Here is a 16028-nt window from a genome sequence, read left to right on the forward strand (position 1 = left end):
CTTTATCGCCGTTTATTTTTAATCTGCCTGTTTAAGGCTGTTATTGCTCAAATCGGCATCGGCTAACACCGTTAACTCAGCCTGCAGCAAAGCAGCTGTCGGGCGTTTAACCTTTACACGAGTTTGCTGATTATCTAAGCGCCAGCTATCGACCGGCAGATGTCGCTCAACCGTGCTACCATCGGCAAAACTCAGCTTCAGTGAAAACGGCATCACAATGCCGCCGCGATTAGCAATACGCACGCTTAGCTGACCTTGCTGCTCGTCTATGCCTGCCAGCGCTAAATCCACATGCTTATTGCTGTAAAACCAGCCGCGCCAGAACCAGTGTAAATCCTGGCCGGTTTTGGCATGGAAAAAGCGGATAATATCGGCAAACTGCGCCCTTTTTCCGCGCCAATGGCGAACAAAGTCGCGTAATGTTGCATCGAACGATTCAGGCCCGATAAGGTGCTGGCGTAATATGACCCAAGCCACTGCCGGCACATGGTAGTGCGAGTCGAGCTTGGCGTTAAAATGGTCAGCCCGGCGCACCGGTGCGGCATAGGTGGCTTGGTGCATTACCGCGCCAACGTCATCAGGATTGCCATAAAAGCTTTGAAAATCGATACTCCAGCTTTGCTCCAGCAAGTACGATAAAAAGCTGACCATGCCTTCATCAAAGAAACCTTCCTGCCGCTCATCGGTATTGACCAGCATCGGGAAATAGCTGTGCGCCACTTCGTGCATAATGCCGCCTAACACATCATGTTTTTCAGTGCGGCTATAGGCCGGCGCCGGGCCGTTAACCGGCGCATCCGGGCCGCGAAAACCGACAAAAGTGATACCCGGATATTCCATGCCAATGCCAGCAATATTCACCACGTTCATCACAGAAAACGGAAATTCACCGAAATACTCTGCCAATTGCTGCACCGAATGCCTGGTGCTGGCCAGGGCATATTTGTGCCACAGCCAGCGGCCATTGTCCGGGTAAGCCACATTTAGCCTGTGCCAGCGGCCGTTAAGCTTAAGTTGCTCAGTATGCCAGATAAGCTTATTACCGGCGGCAAACGCAATGTCGCGCACATTTTGCGCCTGAAACTGCCAGCTTTTCTTGCCCGAACCACTCTCCGGCTGCACTTGCAGTGTTTGGCTGCCACCCCGCTGCTGCCAGGCCTGGTACTGCGTTTTGCTTAACACCTCGGCGGCGTTTTGCAGCTCGCCGCTGGCCAGCACTAAATAGCCGTCTGGCACGGTGATATTCAACTGATAATCGCCCAGTTCAGTGGCAAATTCGGCATCTTTAATAAAAGGGCTTAACGCCCAGCCGCTGTCGGTAAAGGCCACTGCGCGCGGAAACCACAGCGCCACGCCAAATAGTTTACTGCCATCACTAAAACGCTCGACACCGGCCCGCGGCCGGCGCGGATCGGTGCGTTCGGGCAACTGTAGCTGCCAGCTAACATTTAATTTGATGCTGGCACCAGCAGCCAGAGGCTGGGGCAGGTTTACACGGTAAAAGGTATCCTGACGTAGCAGCGGCAACGGTTGTTTTTTGGCGAAAAATGCAATTTGCCTAACGCCGGCACTGCCTAAGCCCTCGCCATGCAAAGCGCTACTGATGCTATCGGGCAAAAAGCGGTTAAGCGGCAACTCAAACCACAGCTCGGTTAAAGGCTGTGGCGAGTTATTCTGGTACTCAATGTCGGCACTGGCGCTGAGTGTGGCTGTGTCTGGCAGCAGTTCGGCCTGAATGCGGTAATTGACCTGCTGTTGCCAGTACTGCGCGGATGGTACACCGGTACTGCTGCTGCCTGCTGGTAACGACAGTGGCAAGGGCGCAAAGAGATCGGCCAGAGCAGAAAATGCAGTGCCAAGTGCGAGCAAAGCACTGAGTAATAGCCGGTATTTCATCAACACTCCTTTATCCCGTGCGCTTTAACTCTGCTGCAGCCGCTACCGGCAGCAACGGATCGCGCAGCACCGGTGCATCTGAGTTAGCCAGCAGTTCAATAAACAATGCCAGCAGCTCTGGGTGTGAGCTGATGCCCAGCTTAGCGTACAGGTTTTTGCGGTGCATTTTCACCGTTTCCAGCCCTAGTTTTAGCTGGCGGGCAATGGCTTTAACGCAATTCCCCTCCAGCATTAAATTCAGCACATCGCGCTCCCGTGCGGTGCACACCTCACTGCCAAAGCAGCGCTGAAAATCATCCACCAGATAACCGGTAGCGTAAGGCCTTGGCTCGTCGGCATGAAACAGTTGCTGATGCTGCAACACCAGCTGCTCAACCAGACAAAACAGCGCTTGCCACTGGGCGATAACCTCCAGCCGGAACAGCTCGCTGCCGGCAATTTGCGCCAGTTCAATATGCACAAAGCCCTGATGCAAGCCAAGCGGAATAATAAAGCCAACTTCATCCTGAATTTTCAGATGCCGAAAGTAGCTGTTGTAGTACTGCTCAAACTCGGTGTAGTTTTCCGGCGCAATATCACTTAAGCGCCACACCCCTTTATGGTTGCCACGTAGGCCAAGGCGGTAGAACGGATCCAGCACATAGGCCGACTTCAGGTAACAGCCAAAGTTATCACCGGGCAAAGGCGCACGTTGATACAACAACTGCGGCGGCTCAGCCGGGCGAAACAACAGTACCACACATTCATCCGGGTGTTGTAACTGGCTCAGCAGCTGACACAGCGCCGGATAAAACCGCTCTGTACCCTGGCTTTGCTGCACCCGCAGCAATTGCTCGCTCCAGTTTGCCAGTTGCATTTACCAGCTCCCGCCTGCCGTACGGTAGCGCACGCCCGGCAGCACACAGAGCATTTCATAGACTAAGTTTGCCGCCAGCAGCGCGGTATTGCCACTGGTGTCATAAGGCGGCGATACCTCAACCAGATCGCCACCGACCAGGTTTAGCCCCTTAGTGCCACGGATAACTTGCAGCGCCTGCGGCACGGTAAGGCCGGCAATTTCGACAGTACCAGTGCCTGGCGCGTAGGCCGGATCAATGCCGTCGATATCAAACGAGATATAGCAAGGCGCATTGCCGATTGTCTGGCGCACCTGAGCCATTAATGGCTCCAGCGACTTGCCCCAACACTCTTCTGCGGTAACCACAGTGAAACCCTGCTGGCGCGGCCAGTCAAAATCATCTGCGGCATAGCCGGTACCGCGCAGGCCAATCTGAAACACCTTATCGCCCTGCAGCAAGCCCTCTTCCACCGCGCGGCGAAACGGCGTGCCATGAGCAATAGGCTCACCAAACATATGCTCATTAACATCGGCATGGGCATCGACATGCACCAGCGCCAGCGGGCCATGTTCCACCGCCAGCGCCCGCAGTATCGGCAGCACTATGGTATGATCGCCACCCAGCGTTAGCGGCAGCACGCCAGCAGCGGTAAGTTGGCGGTAATGCTGCTCGATAATATTGATGCTTTTGCTCAGGTTAAAGGTATTAATGGCCACATCGCCCAGATCAGCAACTTGCAATGAATCAAAAGGCGCGGCGCGGGTAGCCATATTGTAAGGCCGCAGCATACGTGACTCATCACGGATTTGCCGCGGTGCCAGCCGGGCACCGGGCCGGTTAGACGTGCCGATATCAAAGGGCACGCCAATAATACCGACATCAATACCGCTAAGCTCAGTCGCCGTTGGCAGGCGCATAAAGGTCGCCGGGCCGCCAAAGCGTGGCATCTCATTGCCGCCAAGCGGTTGATTTAACACTCTGCCAGTGCTCATACTGCGCCCTCAGCGACAATGGCTTTAATTTCCAGGTATTCTTCTACGCCTTTTAAACCCAGCTCACGGCCATTACCGCTTTGCTTGTAACCACCGAAAGGTGCAGCGTTATGCCAGGGCGCCGCATTGATAAAGATAAGCCCGGCGCGGATGCCTTCTGCCAGCCGCTGTGCGGTAGCGTCATCATCTGCCCAAACGCGGCCACTTAAGCCGTAGGGTGAGTCATTGGCAATGCGTAGCGCCTCGGCTTCATCCTGATACGACAAAATACACAGCACCGGGCCAAAAATTTCCTCACGGGCGATTTGCATCTGGTTATTAACATTGGCAAACACGGTCGGCCGCAGATAATAACCCGCACCCAGTTCAGGCACCGGTTCAGCGCCACCGGCTACCACCTCAGCGCCCTCTGCCAGCCCAAGCTCGATATAGCGCTGCACACTGTGATACTGACTGGCGCTTATCAGTGGGCCTAAAAATACCCCGTCCTGATGTGGCTCGCCTAATGTCAGGCTGTTGGCATGTGCCGCCGCAATGGCGACCGCATCGACATACTGGCTGTGATGCACCAGCATGCGACTCAGCGCCGTGCAGGTTTGGCCGGAGTTGGCCATTACGTCCTCCACGCCCAGCTTTACCGCCGCGCTAAGCTGCTTAGTCGGGCTGATGATAAAAGCCGATTTACCGCCCAGCTCCAGACAGACCCGTTTTACCGTCGCAGCCGCTTGCTGCTGAATATGGCGGCCAATTTCAGTCGAGCCGGTAAAAGACACGCAATCGATGTCAGCATGCGTCGATAAAATATCGCCAATCTGGCTGCCACTGCCGAGCACCAGATTAAACACACCCGGCGGCAAACCGGCAGCATCGGCGGCCATCGCCACACACAGCGCGGTTTTCGGTGTCAGCTCAGCCGGTTTGAGTACCACAGTGCAGCCTGCTAACAGTGCCGGCGCCAGCTTGGCAACAATCTGGTGCAACGGGTAATTCCATGGCGTAATCAGTGCACATACCCCTACCGCCTCTTTGCGCAGCCTTAAACGGGCATCCAGCTGTAACTGCTCGTTTTCAAGCACCTGGGCATAATGCAGATGTTTGGCAAAAGCGTCTAACGGGTCATCAACATGCACCTCACGGGCAAACCATAACGGTGCCCCCAATTCAGTCACTACCGCCTCGACCAGCTCGTCACGGCGTTGTTGTAATTGCTGCACAAACGCCGCCAGACACTCAGCGCGCTGCACAAAGCTCAGTGCAGCCCAGGCGGGAAAGGCATGGCTGGCCGCCGAAACCGCATCATTCACCAGGCCGGCATCAGCCCGGGCGACACAGGCGTAGGCTTCACCATTGGCCGGATTAACCAGGGTATGCCAGTCGGGCGCGGCTATCGTGCGCCACTGGCCATTCACATAATGCGCATTAATGCGTTGTAACATAAGCAAACTCCTTGCAGCGGTTCAGCGGGTAGCCTTTAACGCAGGCCCATTCGGTCATAGCAGTTGTCAGGGCATCAAACAGCGGTGCAGCCCACTGTCGGCCGTTTTCAATACTGCCGGCCTGATCAACGATATCGATAGCACGGCTCACCTCCATAATGCTGACGGTAGCGCCGTAGCCGGCGGCGCGCTCAATCAGCGGATGCCAGGCGGCAGAGGAGCCTTCAACATCTGAATGGCCACCACGCACCCGGGCGCCCTGATTGCCCAGGCCTACTTGCGTATAAAACGCTGCGATATGCCGCTGAATCAGCGCTTCCCACTCAGGGTTGCGCGGGTTAGTGCCGGTAACCAGCATTTGCGCACCTGGCAGCGGGTTTTGCACATTAGGATTGTGAGCATCGGCAGTTAGCAACACCGTTTGAACATGCGGGTTACCCTTATGAATGGCCGCGATGTAATGCTCAAACGCCTGATAGCCATCGAGGTTTTCGCCGTAGTACTGAATGCTGGGCGTCAGCACGAAAAAGCCTTGCTCCCGTAAACGCCAGGCCATCTCCTGCTGGGTGATTTCATTCCACAATTTTCCGACATTACGGCCATTAACCGCTGCGCCCGGCATCATCTTGCCTTCTGTCGTATATTGCTGCGGAATTATCGCAATCGGTGCCTTGGTATTTATCCGGATAGCGGCCACATCGGCCACCGTCCAGTTCTTACCGGTGTAATTAAAACGCACCCGATGCATGCCTTCACCGCGGTCAAACTGATAGACGGTGTCTTGTTCTAATTGAATAAAATCTGCCGCAGCAGTGTGTTGCTGCGGTGGCATTAGATCAGACTGGGAGCCGCTACTGCAGGCGGTTAACAGGCTAATGAGCAATAACGAATAAGCTCGCATAAGGTGTCCTTTTTGCGCTGATGTCACCCGATGCTAGCAGTGGCTGTAATCTCTGGCATGTTAGTAACTATCGGTTTGCACGATATGTCGGCGATCGGGAAAAACGCACTTGCAGGCGCTTCAGCCCGGCTGCTTCCATAGCGTAAACCGATGGTTATTCATTTTCTACCCGCTCAGGCTGTGCGCACAATGGCGTATTATTTGTTAGCGGAGTCTGCCCTTGAGCCCACTTTATCTGCCCCTGACCGAGCAATTGCGCCAGTTTAGCAGTGGCCAGTTGTCACCGGTGACATTGATGCAGCAAAGCCTGGAGCGTATTGCTAAGCATAACCCGACGCTAAATGCGTTTAACTTCGTGTTTGCCGATACCGCATTGGCGCAGGCAGAGCAGGCGGCAAAGGCTTATCAGCAAGGTACAGCCGGACCACTTTGTGGTTTACCGTTGGCGATTAAAGATGAAACCTATATCAAGGGGCAAATCACTACCAATGGCTCACGCTGCCTGGCGGATTTTGTTGCCAAAGAGACCGATCCGGCAGCGCAGCGCCTGCTGGATGCCGGCGCCATTTTGCTTGGCCGCACCACGACGCCGGAGTTTTCTACCTCAGCGGTAACCTGGTCAGATTTATGGGGTGTGAGTTCTAACCCGTGGAATAGCACTATCACCTGTGGTGGCTCGTCTGGCGGTTCAGCCATTGCGGTGGCCAGTGGCATGGCCAGCTTTGCCAATGCTACCGATATCGGTGGCTCAGTGCGCATTCCGGCAGCGTTTTGTGGCCTGTATGGCTATAAACCACCGCATGGCCGGGTCGCCGAAATCAGCCCATACAACATCGATTTATACTGCCATCACAGCATTCTCACCCGTAGCCTGGCCGACTTACGCTATGTGTATCCCTTGCTGCGTGGTGCCGACTGGCGCGACTCCCACTCTTTTATTCCTGACACCAACCCGGCGCTTTTGCCACGCAAACCGGTAAAGCAGCTAAAAATCGCGGTCTGTGCTCATTTAGGCTTTTATCCGCTGGCAGCGGATATTAAGCGCCAATTGCTGCGAAGCAGCGACGCTTTACGTGCACAAGGCTTGCAGGTGGATGAGGTAGAACTTGACTGGGATGAGCGCGTCATCGACACCGCCAAAATTCAGCAGCGCGCGTTAATGGGATTATTGTTACGGCGACAGTTTGGTAAACCGGAGCAACGCGCCATGATGACACCTTATATGCAGCAATATCTGGCGCAGGTAGATAGCTTAACGCCAGAGCAAATGCTGGATGCCAATTTATACCTGTGCCAAATGTGGGATGCACTGGCCAGGGTATTTAAACACTACGATGTGTTACTCTGCCCGACGGTCGCGACCAGCGACATTCAGCCAGACTTTGACTACAGCCAACATCAGGTGAGAGTGGATGGTAAGCCGGTTGATGCCAATAAAGGCTGGTTTATGACCTACCCGTTTAACAGCTTAAGCCAGTGCCCGGTGCTGGCGATGCCGAATGGTTTTTGCGACAACGGTGTGCCAAGCTCGGTACAAATTGTTGGTCAGCCCTATCAGGAAGGTGATGTCTTTGCCGTGGCGCAACTGCTGGCAGATACCGTGGCAAGCGACTTTTATCAGGCGGCGCTGCCACCACTGGACTAGGCGGCTTACCTAAGCCAAACCTTAGCGGTGGGCTACCGAAATTGGTCGCATCCGACTAGACTATTACAAAATTAGCAAGCAACATGAATAAATTATTTCTGCAGTGGTGACGTGGCAATGAAACTGAACTGTGATCTGGGCGAAAGTTATGGCAGCTGGCAAATGGGGCTGGACGCCGAGGTAATGCCGCATATTGATATGGCTAATATCGCCTGTGGTTTTCATGCCGGCGATGCCGATGTGATGGCGCGCACTCTGGCACTGGCCAAACAGCACGGCGTTGTTATTGGTGCCCACCCGTCATACCCGGATTTACAAGGCTTTGGCCGGCGCAGCATGGCACTGTCGCACAGCGAAATTGTTAATTGCATGCGCTATCAAATCGCCGCACTGGATGGTATGGCATTAAGCGCAGGCGTAACGCTGAGTTATGTGAAACCGCATGGTGCGCTGTACAACGATATGATGGCCAAACCGGCCGTGTTTGCGGCTGTGCTTGACGCCGTAGCCGGTTTTTATAAACCGTTAAAGTTGATGATTTTAGCCACCGCCCGTCAACAGGAATTTGCTGCCCAGGCCAAAGCGCAAGGCGTTAGCCTGTTGTTTGAAGCCTTCGCCGACAGGCGTTATACCGACGAAGGCACGCTAACCCCACGCAGCCAAGCCGGTGCGGTGTTGCATGCTGATGATATGCTGGCACAGGTTAGACAGCTGGTTACTCAAGGCACGGTTACCACTGCCAGCGGACAATCGCTGGCGCTGCAAGCGGATACACTCTGTGTGCATGGCGATAATCAGGCGGCGATAGCCCAGGTGCAACAAGTACGGGCGCTGCTGGCATGAGTCAGGTGCAATACCACCTGACGATTGCCGGTGAAAATGCCCTGATGCTGTATTTTGACCAGCGCATCGATCCGGCCATTTCCGCGCTGGTGCAGCAAGCCTGTGCGCTGATTAAAGCAGAGCTGACCGATGATGTCGTCGATATTCTGCCGTCTTATGCTTCTGTACTGGTGATATTTAACCCTTTTAGCACCGATTTTTACCGGGTGCAGGCACAGCTGCAGCATTGTTTGGCAAAGCTGCAAACCGGTAACAGCCACAGCGGTAAAGTCGTCGAGCTGCCGGTATATTACAGTGAAGAAAGCGGCCCGGATTTAGCCCTGATTGCCGAAACAAAACATATCAGTATTGATGAAGTGATACAGCGGCATCAGGCAATAAGCTATAGAGTCTATGCTATTGGCTTTGCACCAGGCTTTGCTTACTTAGGCGAGGTTGACCCACTGCTGCAGATGCCGCGTTTAGCCACACCCAGAGCCAAAGTGCCGCGTGGCGCAGTTGCCATAGCCGATAGGCAAACTGCCGTTTATCCGGCATCATCTCCTGGTGGCTGGAACCTGATTGGCCTGTGCCCTACGCAAATGTTTAACCCGCAAGCCGAGCCGGCAATGCCGGTGGCGGTAGGTGATGAAGTGCGTTTTGTCGCTATAGATAAAGCCGAGTTTCTCCGCTTAGGTGGCGAGCTGCCCGAAGCCGAGCAGGCGGGAGGCAAACTATGAGCGGATTTAGCGTACTCGCGCCCGGCGTGCTCAGTTTGTTGCAAGACAGCGGCCGTTTTGGCCAGAGCGCACTGGGTTTAACCACTGGCGGTCCTATGGATGCCCCCTCTGCAACCTGGGCCAACCGCTTACTGGGTAACAACATTAATGCCACCCTGATTGAGTGCAGTGTTGGCGGCCTGCAGCTACGCGCCGACAGCCACAGTTTTATTGCGGTTACCGGTGCAATATTGCCAGTGAGCATTAACGGTAAAGCAGTAGAACAATGGACGGTGCATAAGGTACAGGCTGGCGATGTGATTGAGCTTGGTATGGTCACTAAAGGCCTGCGTGCTTATATTGCCGTAGCAGGCGGCTTTAACGTTGCGCCGCAGTTTAGTAGCACTGCGACCGTGCTGCGCGAAGGCATCGGCGGTTTAAGCGGCAATAAACTGCAAGCTGGCGATAAACTTGCCGCGCAGACCGTCAACACGCTGCAACGCCAGCGCTTACCGGCCCGCTACCGGCCGCAGTTTAACCAGACATTGACGCTGCGGCTGATTGAGGGCTATCAGGCTAGCAGTTTTAGCGCTACCGAGCGCCAGCGCTTTTATCTGCATAGTTACAAAGTGACGCCGCGGGCCGACCGCATGGGCTATAAACTTAGCGGTAGTGCGATAAAGTGCCAGCAAACTCAACTGCTATCAGAGGGCATTTGCTATGGCGCGGTGCAGATTCCGCCGGATGGCCAGCCTATAGTGCTATTAAACGATAGGCAAACTTTAGGCGGCTACCCGAAAATCGGCAGTGTGCTGTCGTTGGATTGTGCCTTGCTGGCTCAGGCCGGCGCCGGTACTGAAGTTTACTTTACGCCTGTTAGCCCGCAGCAAGCGCACAATGCGCTTTGCCTGGCTAAAGTGCGCACGGATGCCCTAACCAGCCAATTGGTGAACCTGTAAATGAGCACAGCTGCAGTGGATTATCTGGCTATCAGCCAGCAAATAGAACAGTTATTAGTACGGCAAAATTTACGTGGCATGGCGACGCTGCAGCCACATTTGCGGCCGGGTTACATTCTGCGCGCCGCGAAACTACTAAACCAATGCCGCGGTACTGTGCTTATCGGCACCGGCTTTCCGGTGCTGGATACGTTTGAAACCGACGGTCCGGTCGGTGCTATTGGTTTATACCAGTTACTGCAAAAACTGGGCGCCAAGCCGGTGATTGTCTGCGGCGATCCGCTTTTTAGCGCACTCAAAACCGATTATCAGTGCTACCAGATCAGCGTAAACCAGTATGATGCGCTACCAGAGATTGCCAGCGCAGCGCTGGCAGAACTTAAACCCCAGTTGGTGGTGTCGATTGAACGGCCGGGCTTTAATGCGAGTAAAGGCTACGCCAATATGCGCGGCGAAGACATTAGCGCACGCTGCGCCAGCTTCGATTATTTTTTAACACACGCCGCCTGCCCGACCATTGGCATTGGCGATGGTGGCAACGAAATTGGTATGGGGAATGTGTATCAGCAGGTCAGCGCGCTGAACATCACCCCCAGTGTGACCCAGTGCGATGAGTTAATTGTCGCGGATGTATCCAATTGGGCGGCCTGGGCCTTAGCCGCTATGGTATCGGTATTGCGCGGTGAAAACCTGTTAAGCGACGCCGATCCGCTGACCATATTGCAGTATTTGTCGGCCAAAGGCAGCGTTGATGGTGTTACCAGATTAAATACGCTCACCGAAGATGGCCTGGCGCATACTGAAGGCGAACAGTTGATTAAAGATTTGCGCACTTTACTTCAACGTGCTGACTAATCGCAGAATCGATATGCTCACACCAACACGCCGTAAATACGTCCCTGTAGGCTCGATTCGGCCGTCCTGACCTGCAACGGTTGGTTTAGAGCATAACGATTCCGCTCAACAAACATTTGAGTATCTTTGACGAGAGAACCGTAATGACAACAGTATATTTAAACGGCGCCTTTGTACCGGCCAGTCAAGCGAAAATATCGCCGATGGACCGCGGCTTTTTATTTGGCGACGGTATCTATGAAGTGATCCCAAGCTACAGTGGCCGCTTTGTTGGCTTTGGCCCACATATTGAGCGCTTGCACAGCGGTTTAGCCCAGCTGTCGATAGACCCCAAACTTAGCCAGGCCGACTGGCAGAGTATTGCCGATAAACTACTGGCCGATAATCGCGCTGAACTGGGCGACAATATCGGCGTGTATTTTCAGGTTAGCCGCGGCACCGACAGCAAGCGCGGTCATGCCTTCCCGGCCAATATTACGCCAACGGTATTCGGTTTTGCCTTTGTTATCCCACCTGAGCCGGTCGCCGATAAAACGAAAGTCACCACTTATGCCGTGGTCACCGGCCAGGACTTACGCTGGCAGCGCTGCCATATTAAATCGACCTCACTACTTGGCAATGTGCTGCATTACCAGCAAGGCTACAGCCAGGGTGCGCAGGAAATTCTGCTGTTTGATAAAGACGGTAACCTTACCGAGGGCGCTGCGGTAAATGTGTTTATCGTTAAAGACGGCGTTATCGCCACACCGCCACTAAGCCATAAACTGCTGCCTGGCATTACCCGGCAACTGTTGCTGGCTATTTTAGCCAAGCACAGCAATATCCAGGTAGAAGAGCGCGATATCAGCGAAGCCGAAGTGCTGGCTGCTGACGAAATCTGGCTAACCAGTTCCAGCAAAGAAATCGCGCCGGTGCTGTTTGTTAACGACAAGCCAGTGGGTAACGGCGAGGTCGGCGATGTTTGGCTTAGCGTACAACAGCTATTTAGCGCACATAAATTCGACTACTAACCCCATCTCTGTCAGGCGCTGTAACCACAGCGCCATCCCTCCCCCTTACTTTCATTAACAAATATTTAATTTACAAAATATTGTCTTTTGGTTATCTTTTAGCAACCTCGTTGGTGCAGAGCTTTCCATGCAAGGTATAAGTACAAAGCGCAAGCCATGGCTGTTATTAACAGCCGCCCTAGGGTTTTTAGTATTTTTTGTTTTTTCACAACAGGTTATGGCAGATATGTTTAGTTGGTTTAAAAAATACGACGTGCATTTGTCACCGGCAGTGCGGGGTAACATTAGCTTTAATGGTAACCCAGTCGCTAACGTCAAGGTGTTTCGTGAGCTGACATATGACAAAGAATATCTCGATTACGCCATGACCGATACGCAGGGACGTTTTTCGTTTGACGAGAAGAATATCCGCTCACGCCGGCCTGGCAGTGCCTTTGACACCTCAAAGCGTCAGGTACTGTATCTGGATTACAACAACCAGCGTTACGTGCTGTGGTATTACTCGACGCTGAACACCTCGGCAGCGCAAACGTTGACCGAGAAAATGCAACAATTGCGCTGCGAATTAACCCAACCGGAAAAAACCTACGAACTACCTAACCAAGAGTTTCCTGAACACCCGCATGGCGTTACAGGTGTCTGCAGTCTGGACTAATTACCATCGAAAGGATCATCTCATGGCAACGTTAACCCCTAAACTGGCAGTACAGCTGGCATCAGCCGCATATGACATTAAGGCTCCGGGCTCGTCCGGCATTTATTATTTTGGTAAATCAGCACCTGATATCGACAAGTCGTTTCAGTTTGACATGTCAAAAGGCCCGATTCAGGGCATCTCCGGCAGTATACTGGCCCGCATGTTAAAGCGCTCAACCGGTTTTGCTGCAGTGGGTAAAGGCAAGGGACAGTACGATGGCGATCATGTGATTGCTATTCGTGGCACTGCCAGCTTAAGTGATGGCATTACGGATGCACATATCGGTTTAACGGGTGGCGATAATAACTCTTTGATCCATGCTGGTTTTAATAAAACCTTTCAAAGCATGAAACCGGCATTAGAAGAAACGCTCACCCCACTGCTGGCCCGCAGCTCAACCGGCACTGTGCATTGCGTAGGTCATAGCTTAGGTGGCGCCCTGGCCCATATCACGGCAGATTGGGTAAAGCGGCGCTATAAACAAAAAGTATTTTTATACACCTTTGGCGCTCCCCGTGTAGGGCTTGATGGCTTCGCGCTGAAAACCTCAAACAATATTGACCGTATTTTCCGCTGCACCCATGCTGCTGATCCGGTACCTATGGTGCCATTGTGGCCTTTTGTCCACGCCCCTTATCAGGGCGAAGAAGTTTTACTGGCGCCGGGCCAGGGTATTAGTTTTGCCGCACATAAAATGGCGATGGAAGCGACACCGGGCTATTTAAACACAGCAAACAGCAACAGCTGGCGCAGTCTGCAGACAAAATCTACGCTAAATCATGCTACGGTGCGGTTTAAATATGAGAACCGGCATCAGGCGTCGTTTAGCAGCTACTGGGCGGAAAAGATCAGTTCCGGTTTAATCACCTTGTTAAAAGATGCCGGATATTACACCGCTGTTATGGCACAAGCTGCTATCGGTACCGGACTAACATTTTACGACATGTTGGCCAGAACCTTAGAGGCTGTTGCCAAAGCGTCAACCAAACTTGCTGAACAAACTAAAGGCTTACTCGGCCATATGTTGGTGTTTGCCCGTCAGGCGGTAACAACGGTTGCTGATTTGTCGTTTAAATTTATCCGCTGGGTGTTTGATGTCACGTTAGGGGCCTTATACCGCACCGCTCGTGAAGCCATCAACAGCGTGATGTAACCCTCACCGGCCCGGTAGCCACTGTGTTCTGGGCCCATTTTCTACCACCCAAAATGAAAAAAAATCTCAATAAAATGTCACAGTTATTGGTATGTCTGACTGTGATATTGGTCTTTTCATACTCTTTTGATGTCAGGGCAACTATGTTTAGTTGGTTTAAAAAATACGATGTGCATTTATGCCCTGCTGTTCAAGGCACGGTTACACTAAATGGTAAACCATTAGCTGGGATCAGAGTATTTCGTGAACTGGATTACGACAAACCGTATACCGATGATGTAGTGACCGACGAGAATGGTCATTTCTATTTTGCTGCTAAAAACATTAAATCACGCCTGCCAGGCAATAAATTTGATCAATCGAGAAGTCGGCAAGTCATATCACTCGACTATCAAGGCAAACTGTTTCTGCTTTGGTATCTGAACACATCCAGTATCAAACCACAGCAAGCCGTAGTACAGCGGCTTGCCTCGTTAAACTGCGACCTTAGCAATGAAGAATTGGAGCACGTTTTTCCGAACATTGAAAAACCCGACTTCCCGCATAGCAGTTTTAGCATTTGCCGCTGGCGTGACTAGAAACGATTTCAATACTCCACATAACCAACCCTATAATAAGGATGTTAAATGGGCATTATTCTACTCCCCGCTTTTGCTTTTTATGTTGCCGCCGCAATCTTTGGTGGAATCAGAAGCTATGAGCTTATCAAGTCGCAGAGCTTTGGGCTGGACGTCTGGCTATTGCTGGCCAGTATCGGCCTTTGCTTAATAGTACCAACGCTACAAATCTACTTCCGCTTTAAATCAGCGACCAGTCTGTGGGTGTTCGATGTACCAACCAGCTTGTTGTTTAATATCATTACTGCGGGTTTAATCGTACTGAGCTTCGCCATTCTGCACCTTCATCTGGTTATAGATCTGTCGTTACCTGCACCTGTTACTGCAGTAGCAACTGGCATAATTTTGGGCGTTGCAGCTGGCACCTTACTAAATCTGATTTTTGTGGAGCAACTTCTTGGCCTGGATAAGTTACCCCAAACCCATTAGGCGGGGTAACAGCGCCAGATTAGCTCTGGCCAGCTTGCTGCATTAGCTGCCATACGGTGGCGGGCTGCTCGCTTTGTTGTAAGTGCGCCATCACAGCTTGCTGCTCAGCCGCTGGCTTATTTTGTGACAACTTAAAGCGACCGATAAGGCTGCTTAAGCTAATCTCCACCCCGACGATGGCTTTAACCAGTTTCTGTTGATACTCCGACGCTTGCAGCATAGCCGGTGCGCTATGCGCTTCCTGCTGCCTGACTAATGCCAGCGTTTGCTCTGTATTGAGCACGCGGGCTGTGCCTGTTAGCTCCACCAGCGCATAGTTCCAGGTCGATACCGCCGGTTGCTGACTGTAGCAACTGGCTGGCACAAAAGCATGCGGGCCCTGAATAATAATACTCACCTGTGCGCCGTCCAGTTGCCCAAGCTGCGGGTTATTGCGGGCTAAATGACAGTAAGCTTTACCTACGTCACTGTGCCAGTCAAATAAAAACGGCAGCGGTGTATAGCGTAAACAGCTATTGCTGCTTAACAGCAAACCAAAATAATGTTGCTGTAAAAATGCCTGCAGTCTGGCGACGTCATGGCAAACATAATAAGGCGGTGGATACATCTTTGCCTCTCATTAATACTGGCGCTGGATATGAAAAGCATTGTCTATCACGGTAAAACCCACGGCCGGATAATACTGCATTGCCGACGGTGCACTACGCAGTAGCTGCTGTACCTGCGGCCCGGTAGCCTGCTGCACCGCCGCCAACAGGGCTTTGCCAATGCCCTGCTGCTGGTAAGCCTTATCGACCAGTAAATCACAGATATACACCACATAGGCCTTATCGGTTAAACAGCGCGCCAGACCAATCAGTTTGCCGTCTAGTCTGGCAGTCAGCAGTAGGTTGCTGCTCGCCAGCATAGTCGCCATCCGGTTGCTGTCACCCACTGGCCGGTTAATGCCAGAGGCGCGGTACAGCGCCAGCATCTCGTCCAGCTTAAAGCTGCTTTCTTGTTGATACACTATGTTCATCTTCTGCTCTCCGGTTGTGTTGCCCCTAGCATAGCGGCTA

Annotated in this window: 17 protein-coding genes; 10 read left to right on the forward strand and 7 right to left on the reverse strand. The window is 52.8% G+C overall.

Annotated elements, in window-relative coordinates:
• Positions 1-18 precede the first annotated feature (18 nt).
• The 5 genes from ABGI61_RS04990 to ABGI61_RS05010 are packed head-to-tail and all read right to left on the reverse strand — an operon-like array spanning position 19 to position 6064.
• Complete coding sequence (locus ABGI61_RS04990) at positions 19-1896, reverse strand: M1 family metallopeptidase (RefSeq protein ID WP_347597797.1); 1878 nt, start codon at positions 1894-1896, stop codon at positions 19-21.
• A gap of 10 nt (positions 1897-1906) precedes the next feature.
• On the reverse strand, positions 1907-2752 hold the full coding sequence (locus ABGI61_RS04995; RefSeq protein WP_347597800.1) for a helix-turn-helix transcriptional regulator: 846 nt from the start codon (positions 2750-2752) through the stop codon (positions 1907-1909).
• Positions 2753-3727, reverse strand: coding sequence for an agmatinase (speB, locus tag ABGI61_RS05000; RefSeq protein WP_347597803.1), 975 nt, complete (start codon positions 3725-3727; stop codon positions 2753-2755).
• Positions 3724-5163 (reverse strand): aldehyde dehydrogenase family protein, encoded by a 1440-nt coding sequence (locus ABGI61_RS05005; protein ID WP_347597806.1) that lies wholly within the window; start codon positions 5161-5163, stop codon positions 3724-3726. The genes speB and ABGI61_RS05005 overlap by 4 nt, the downstream gene beginning before the upstream one ends.
• Positions 5147-6064: a hypothetical protein gene (locus ABGI61_RS05010; RefSeq protein ID WP_347597809.1), complete on the reverse strand. Its 918-nt coding sequence runs from the start codon at positions 6062-6064 to the stop codon at positions 5147-5149. The genes ABGI61_RS05005 and ABGI61_RS05010 overlap by 17 nt, the downstream gene beginning before the upstream one ends.
• A 220-nt stretch (positions 6065-6284) precedes the next feature.
• Here ABGI61_RS05010 and ABGI61_RS05015 point away from each other — a divergent pair, with 220 nt between their 5' ends.
• The 10 genes from ABGI61_RS05015 (at position 6285) to ABGI61_RS05060 (ending at position 14970) form a co-directional block, all read left to right on the forward strand.
• Complete coding sequence (locus ABGI61_RS05015) at positions 6285-7709, forward strand: amidase (protein WP_347597812.1); 1425 nt, start codon at positions 6285-6287, stop codon at positions 7707-7709.
• A gap of 117 nt (positions 7710-7826) precedes the next feature.
• Positions 7827-8552, forward strand: coding sequence for a 5-oxoprolinase subunit PxpA (locus ABGI61_RS05020; protein ID WP_347597815.1), 726 nt, complete (start codon positions 7827-7829; stop codon positions 8550-8552).
• Positions 8549-9271, forward strand: a complete 723-nt coding sequence (pxpB, locus tag ABGI61_RS05025; RefSeq protein WP_347597818.1) for a 5-oxoprolinase subunit PxpB — start codon at positions 8549-8551, stop codon at positions 9269-9271. Before ABGI61_RS05020 ends, pxpB begins: the two co-directional genes overlap by 4 nt.
• Positions 9268-10209, forward strand: a complete 942-nt coding sequence (locus ABGI61_RS05030; protein ID WP_347597821.1) for a 5-oxoprolinase subunit C family protein — start codon at positions 9268-9270, stop codon at positions 10207-10209. Before pxpB ends, ABGI61_RS05030 begins: the two co-directional genes overlap by 4 nt.
• The gene (locus ABGI61_RS05035) at positions 10210-11064 is read left to right on the forward strand and encodes a DUF4392 domain-containing protein (RefSeq protein ID WP_347597824.1); all 855 of its coding nucleotides are present in this window, start codon (positions 10210-10212) and stop codon (positions 11062-11064) included.
• 143 nt (positions 11065-11207) lie between these two features.
• Complete coding sequence (locus tag ABGI61_RS05040; protein WP_347597827.1) at positions 11208-12074, forward strand: D-amino acid aminotransferase; 867 nt, start codon at positions 11208-11210, stop codon at positions 12072-12074.
• Between the two features lie 226 nt (positions 12075-12300).
• Complete coding sequence (locus tag ABGI61_RS05045) at positions 12301-12729, forward strand: DUF6795 domain-containing protein (RefSeq protein ID WP_347597830.1); 429 nt, start codon at positions 12301-12303, stop codon at positions 12727-12729.
• A gap of 22 nt (positions 12730-12751) precedes the next feature.
• Positions 12752-13924, forward strand: a complete 1173-nt coding sequence (locus ABGI61_RS05050) for a lipase family protein (RefSeq protein WP_347597833.1) — start codon at positions 12752-12754, stop codon at positions 13922-13924.
• Between the two features lie 143 nt (positions 13925-14067).
• A complete protein-coding gene (locus ABGI61_RS05055) occupies positions 14068-14502 on the forward strand; it encodes a DUF6795 domain-containing protein (RefSeq protein ID WP_347597836.1) in 435 nt (144 codons plus the stop codon).
• Between the two features lie 48 nt (positions 14503-14550).
• Positions 14551-14970 carry a hypothetical protein gene (locus ABGI61_RS05060; RefSeq protein ID WP_347597838.1) on the forward strand — a complete coding sequence of 140 codons (420 nt, stop codon included), beginning with the start codon at positions 14551-14553 and terminating at the stop codon, positions 14968-14970.
• Positions 14971-14989: 19 nt separating this feature from the next.
• Here the strand turns inward: ABGI61_RS05060 and ABGI61_RS05065 are convergent, their stop codons facing one another.
• Positions 14990-15577: an FMN-binding negative transcriptional regulator gene (locus ABGI61_RS05065; protein WP_347597841.1), complete on the reverse strand. Its 588-nt coding sequence runs from the start codon at positions 15575-15577 to the stop codon at positions 14990-14992.
• A 12-nt stretch (positions 15578-15589) separates the two neighbouring features.
• Positions 15590-15988 (reverse strand): GNAT family N-acetyltransferase, encoded by a 399-nt coding sequence (locus ABGI61_RS05070; protein WP_347597844.1) that lies wholly within the window; start codon positions 15986-15988, stop codon positions 15590-15592.
• Between the last annotated feature and the right edge of the window lie 40 nt (positions 15989-16028).

The sequence above is a fragment of the Rheinheimera fenheensis genome (assembly GCF_039871805.1).
Lineage (GTDB): Bacteria > Pseudomonadota > Gammaproteobacteria > Enterobacterales > Alteromonadaceae > Alishewanella > Alishewanella fenheensis.

Bases quoted from the DNA above. Each gene is read 5' to 3' on its own strand.
- ABGI61_RS04990 (WP_347597797.1), bottom strand. From the start codon at position 1,896: ATGAAATACCGGCTATTACTCAGTGCTTTGCTCGCACTTGGCACTGCA.
- ABGI61_RS04995 (WP_347597800.1), bottom strand. From the start codon at position 2,752: ATGCAACTGGCAAACTGGAGCGAGCAATTGCTGCGGGTGCAGCAAAGC.
- speB (WP_347597803.1), bottom strand. From the start codon at position 3,727: ATGAGCACTGGCAGAGTGTTAAATCAACCGCTTGGCGGCAATGAGATG.
- ABGI61_RS05005 (WP_347597806.1), bottom strand. From the start codon at position 5,163: ATGTTACAACGCATTAATGCGCATTATGTGAATGGCCAGTGGCGCACG.
- ABGI61_RS05010 (WP_347597809.1), bottom strand. From the start codon at position 6,064: ATGCGAGCTTATTCGTTATTGCTCATTAGCCTGTTAACCGCCTGCAGT.
- ABGI61_RS05020 (WP_347597815.1), top strand. From the start codon at position 7,827: ATGAAACTGAACTGTGATCTGGGCGAAAGTTATGGCAGCTGGCAAATG.
- pxpB (WP_347597818.1), top strand. From the start codon at position 8,549: ATGAGTCAGGTGCAATACCACCTGACGATTGCCGGTGAAAATGCCCTG.
- ABGI61_RS05030 (WP_347597821.1), top strand. From the start codon at position 9,268: ATGAGCGGATTTAGCGTACTCGCGCCCGGCGTGCTCAGTTTGTTGCAA.
- ABGI61_RS05035 (WP_347597824.1), top strand. From the start codon at position 10,210: ATGAGCACAGCTGCAGTGGATTATCTGGCTATCAGCCAGCAAATAGAA.
- ABGI61_RS05040 (WP_347597827.1), top strand. From the start codon at position 11,208: ATGACAACAGTATATTTAAACGGCGCCTTTGTACCGGCCAGTCAAGCG.
- ABGI61_RS05045 (WP_347597830.1), top strand. From the start codon at position 12,301: ATGTTTAGTTGGTTTAAAAAATACGACGTGCATTTGTCACCGGCAGTG.
- ABGI61_RS05050 (WP_347597833.1), top strand. From the start codon at position 12,752: ATGGCAACGTTAACCCCTAAACTGGCAGTACAGCTGGCATCAGCCGCA.
- ABGI61_RS05055 (WP_347597836.1), top strand. From the start codon at position 14,068: ATGTTTAGTTGGTTTAAAAAATACGATGTGCATTTATGCCCTGCTGTT.
- ABGI61_RS05060 (WP_347597838.1), top strand. From the start codon at position 14,551: ATGGGCATTATTCTACTCCCCGCTTTTGCTTTTTATGTTGCCGCCGCA.
- ABGI61_RS05065 (WP_347597841.1), bottom strand. From the start codon at position 15,577: ATGTATCCACCGCCTTATTATGTTTGCCATGACGTCGCCAGACTGCAG.
- ABGI61_RS05070 (WP_347597844.1), bottom strand. From the start codon at position 15,988: ATGAACATAGTGTATCAACAAGAAAGCAGCTTTAAGCTGGACGAGATG.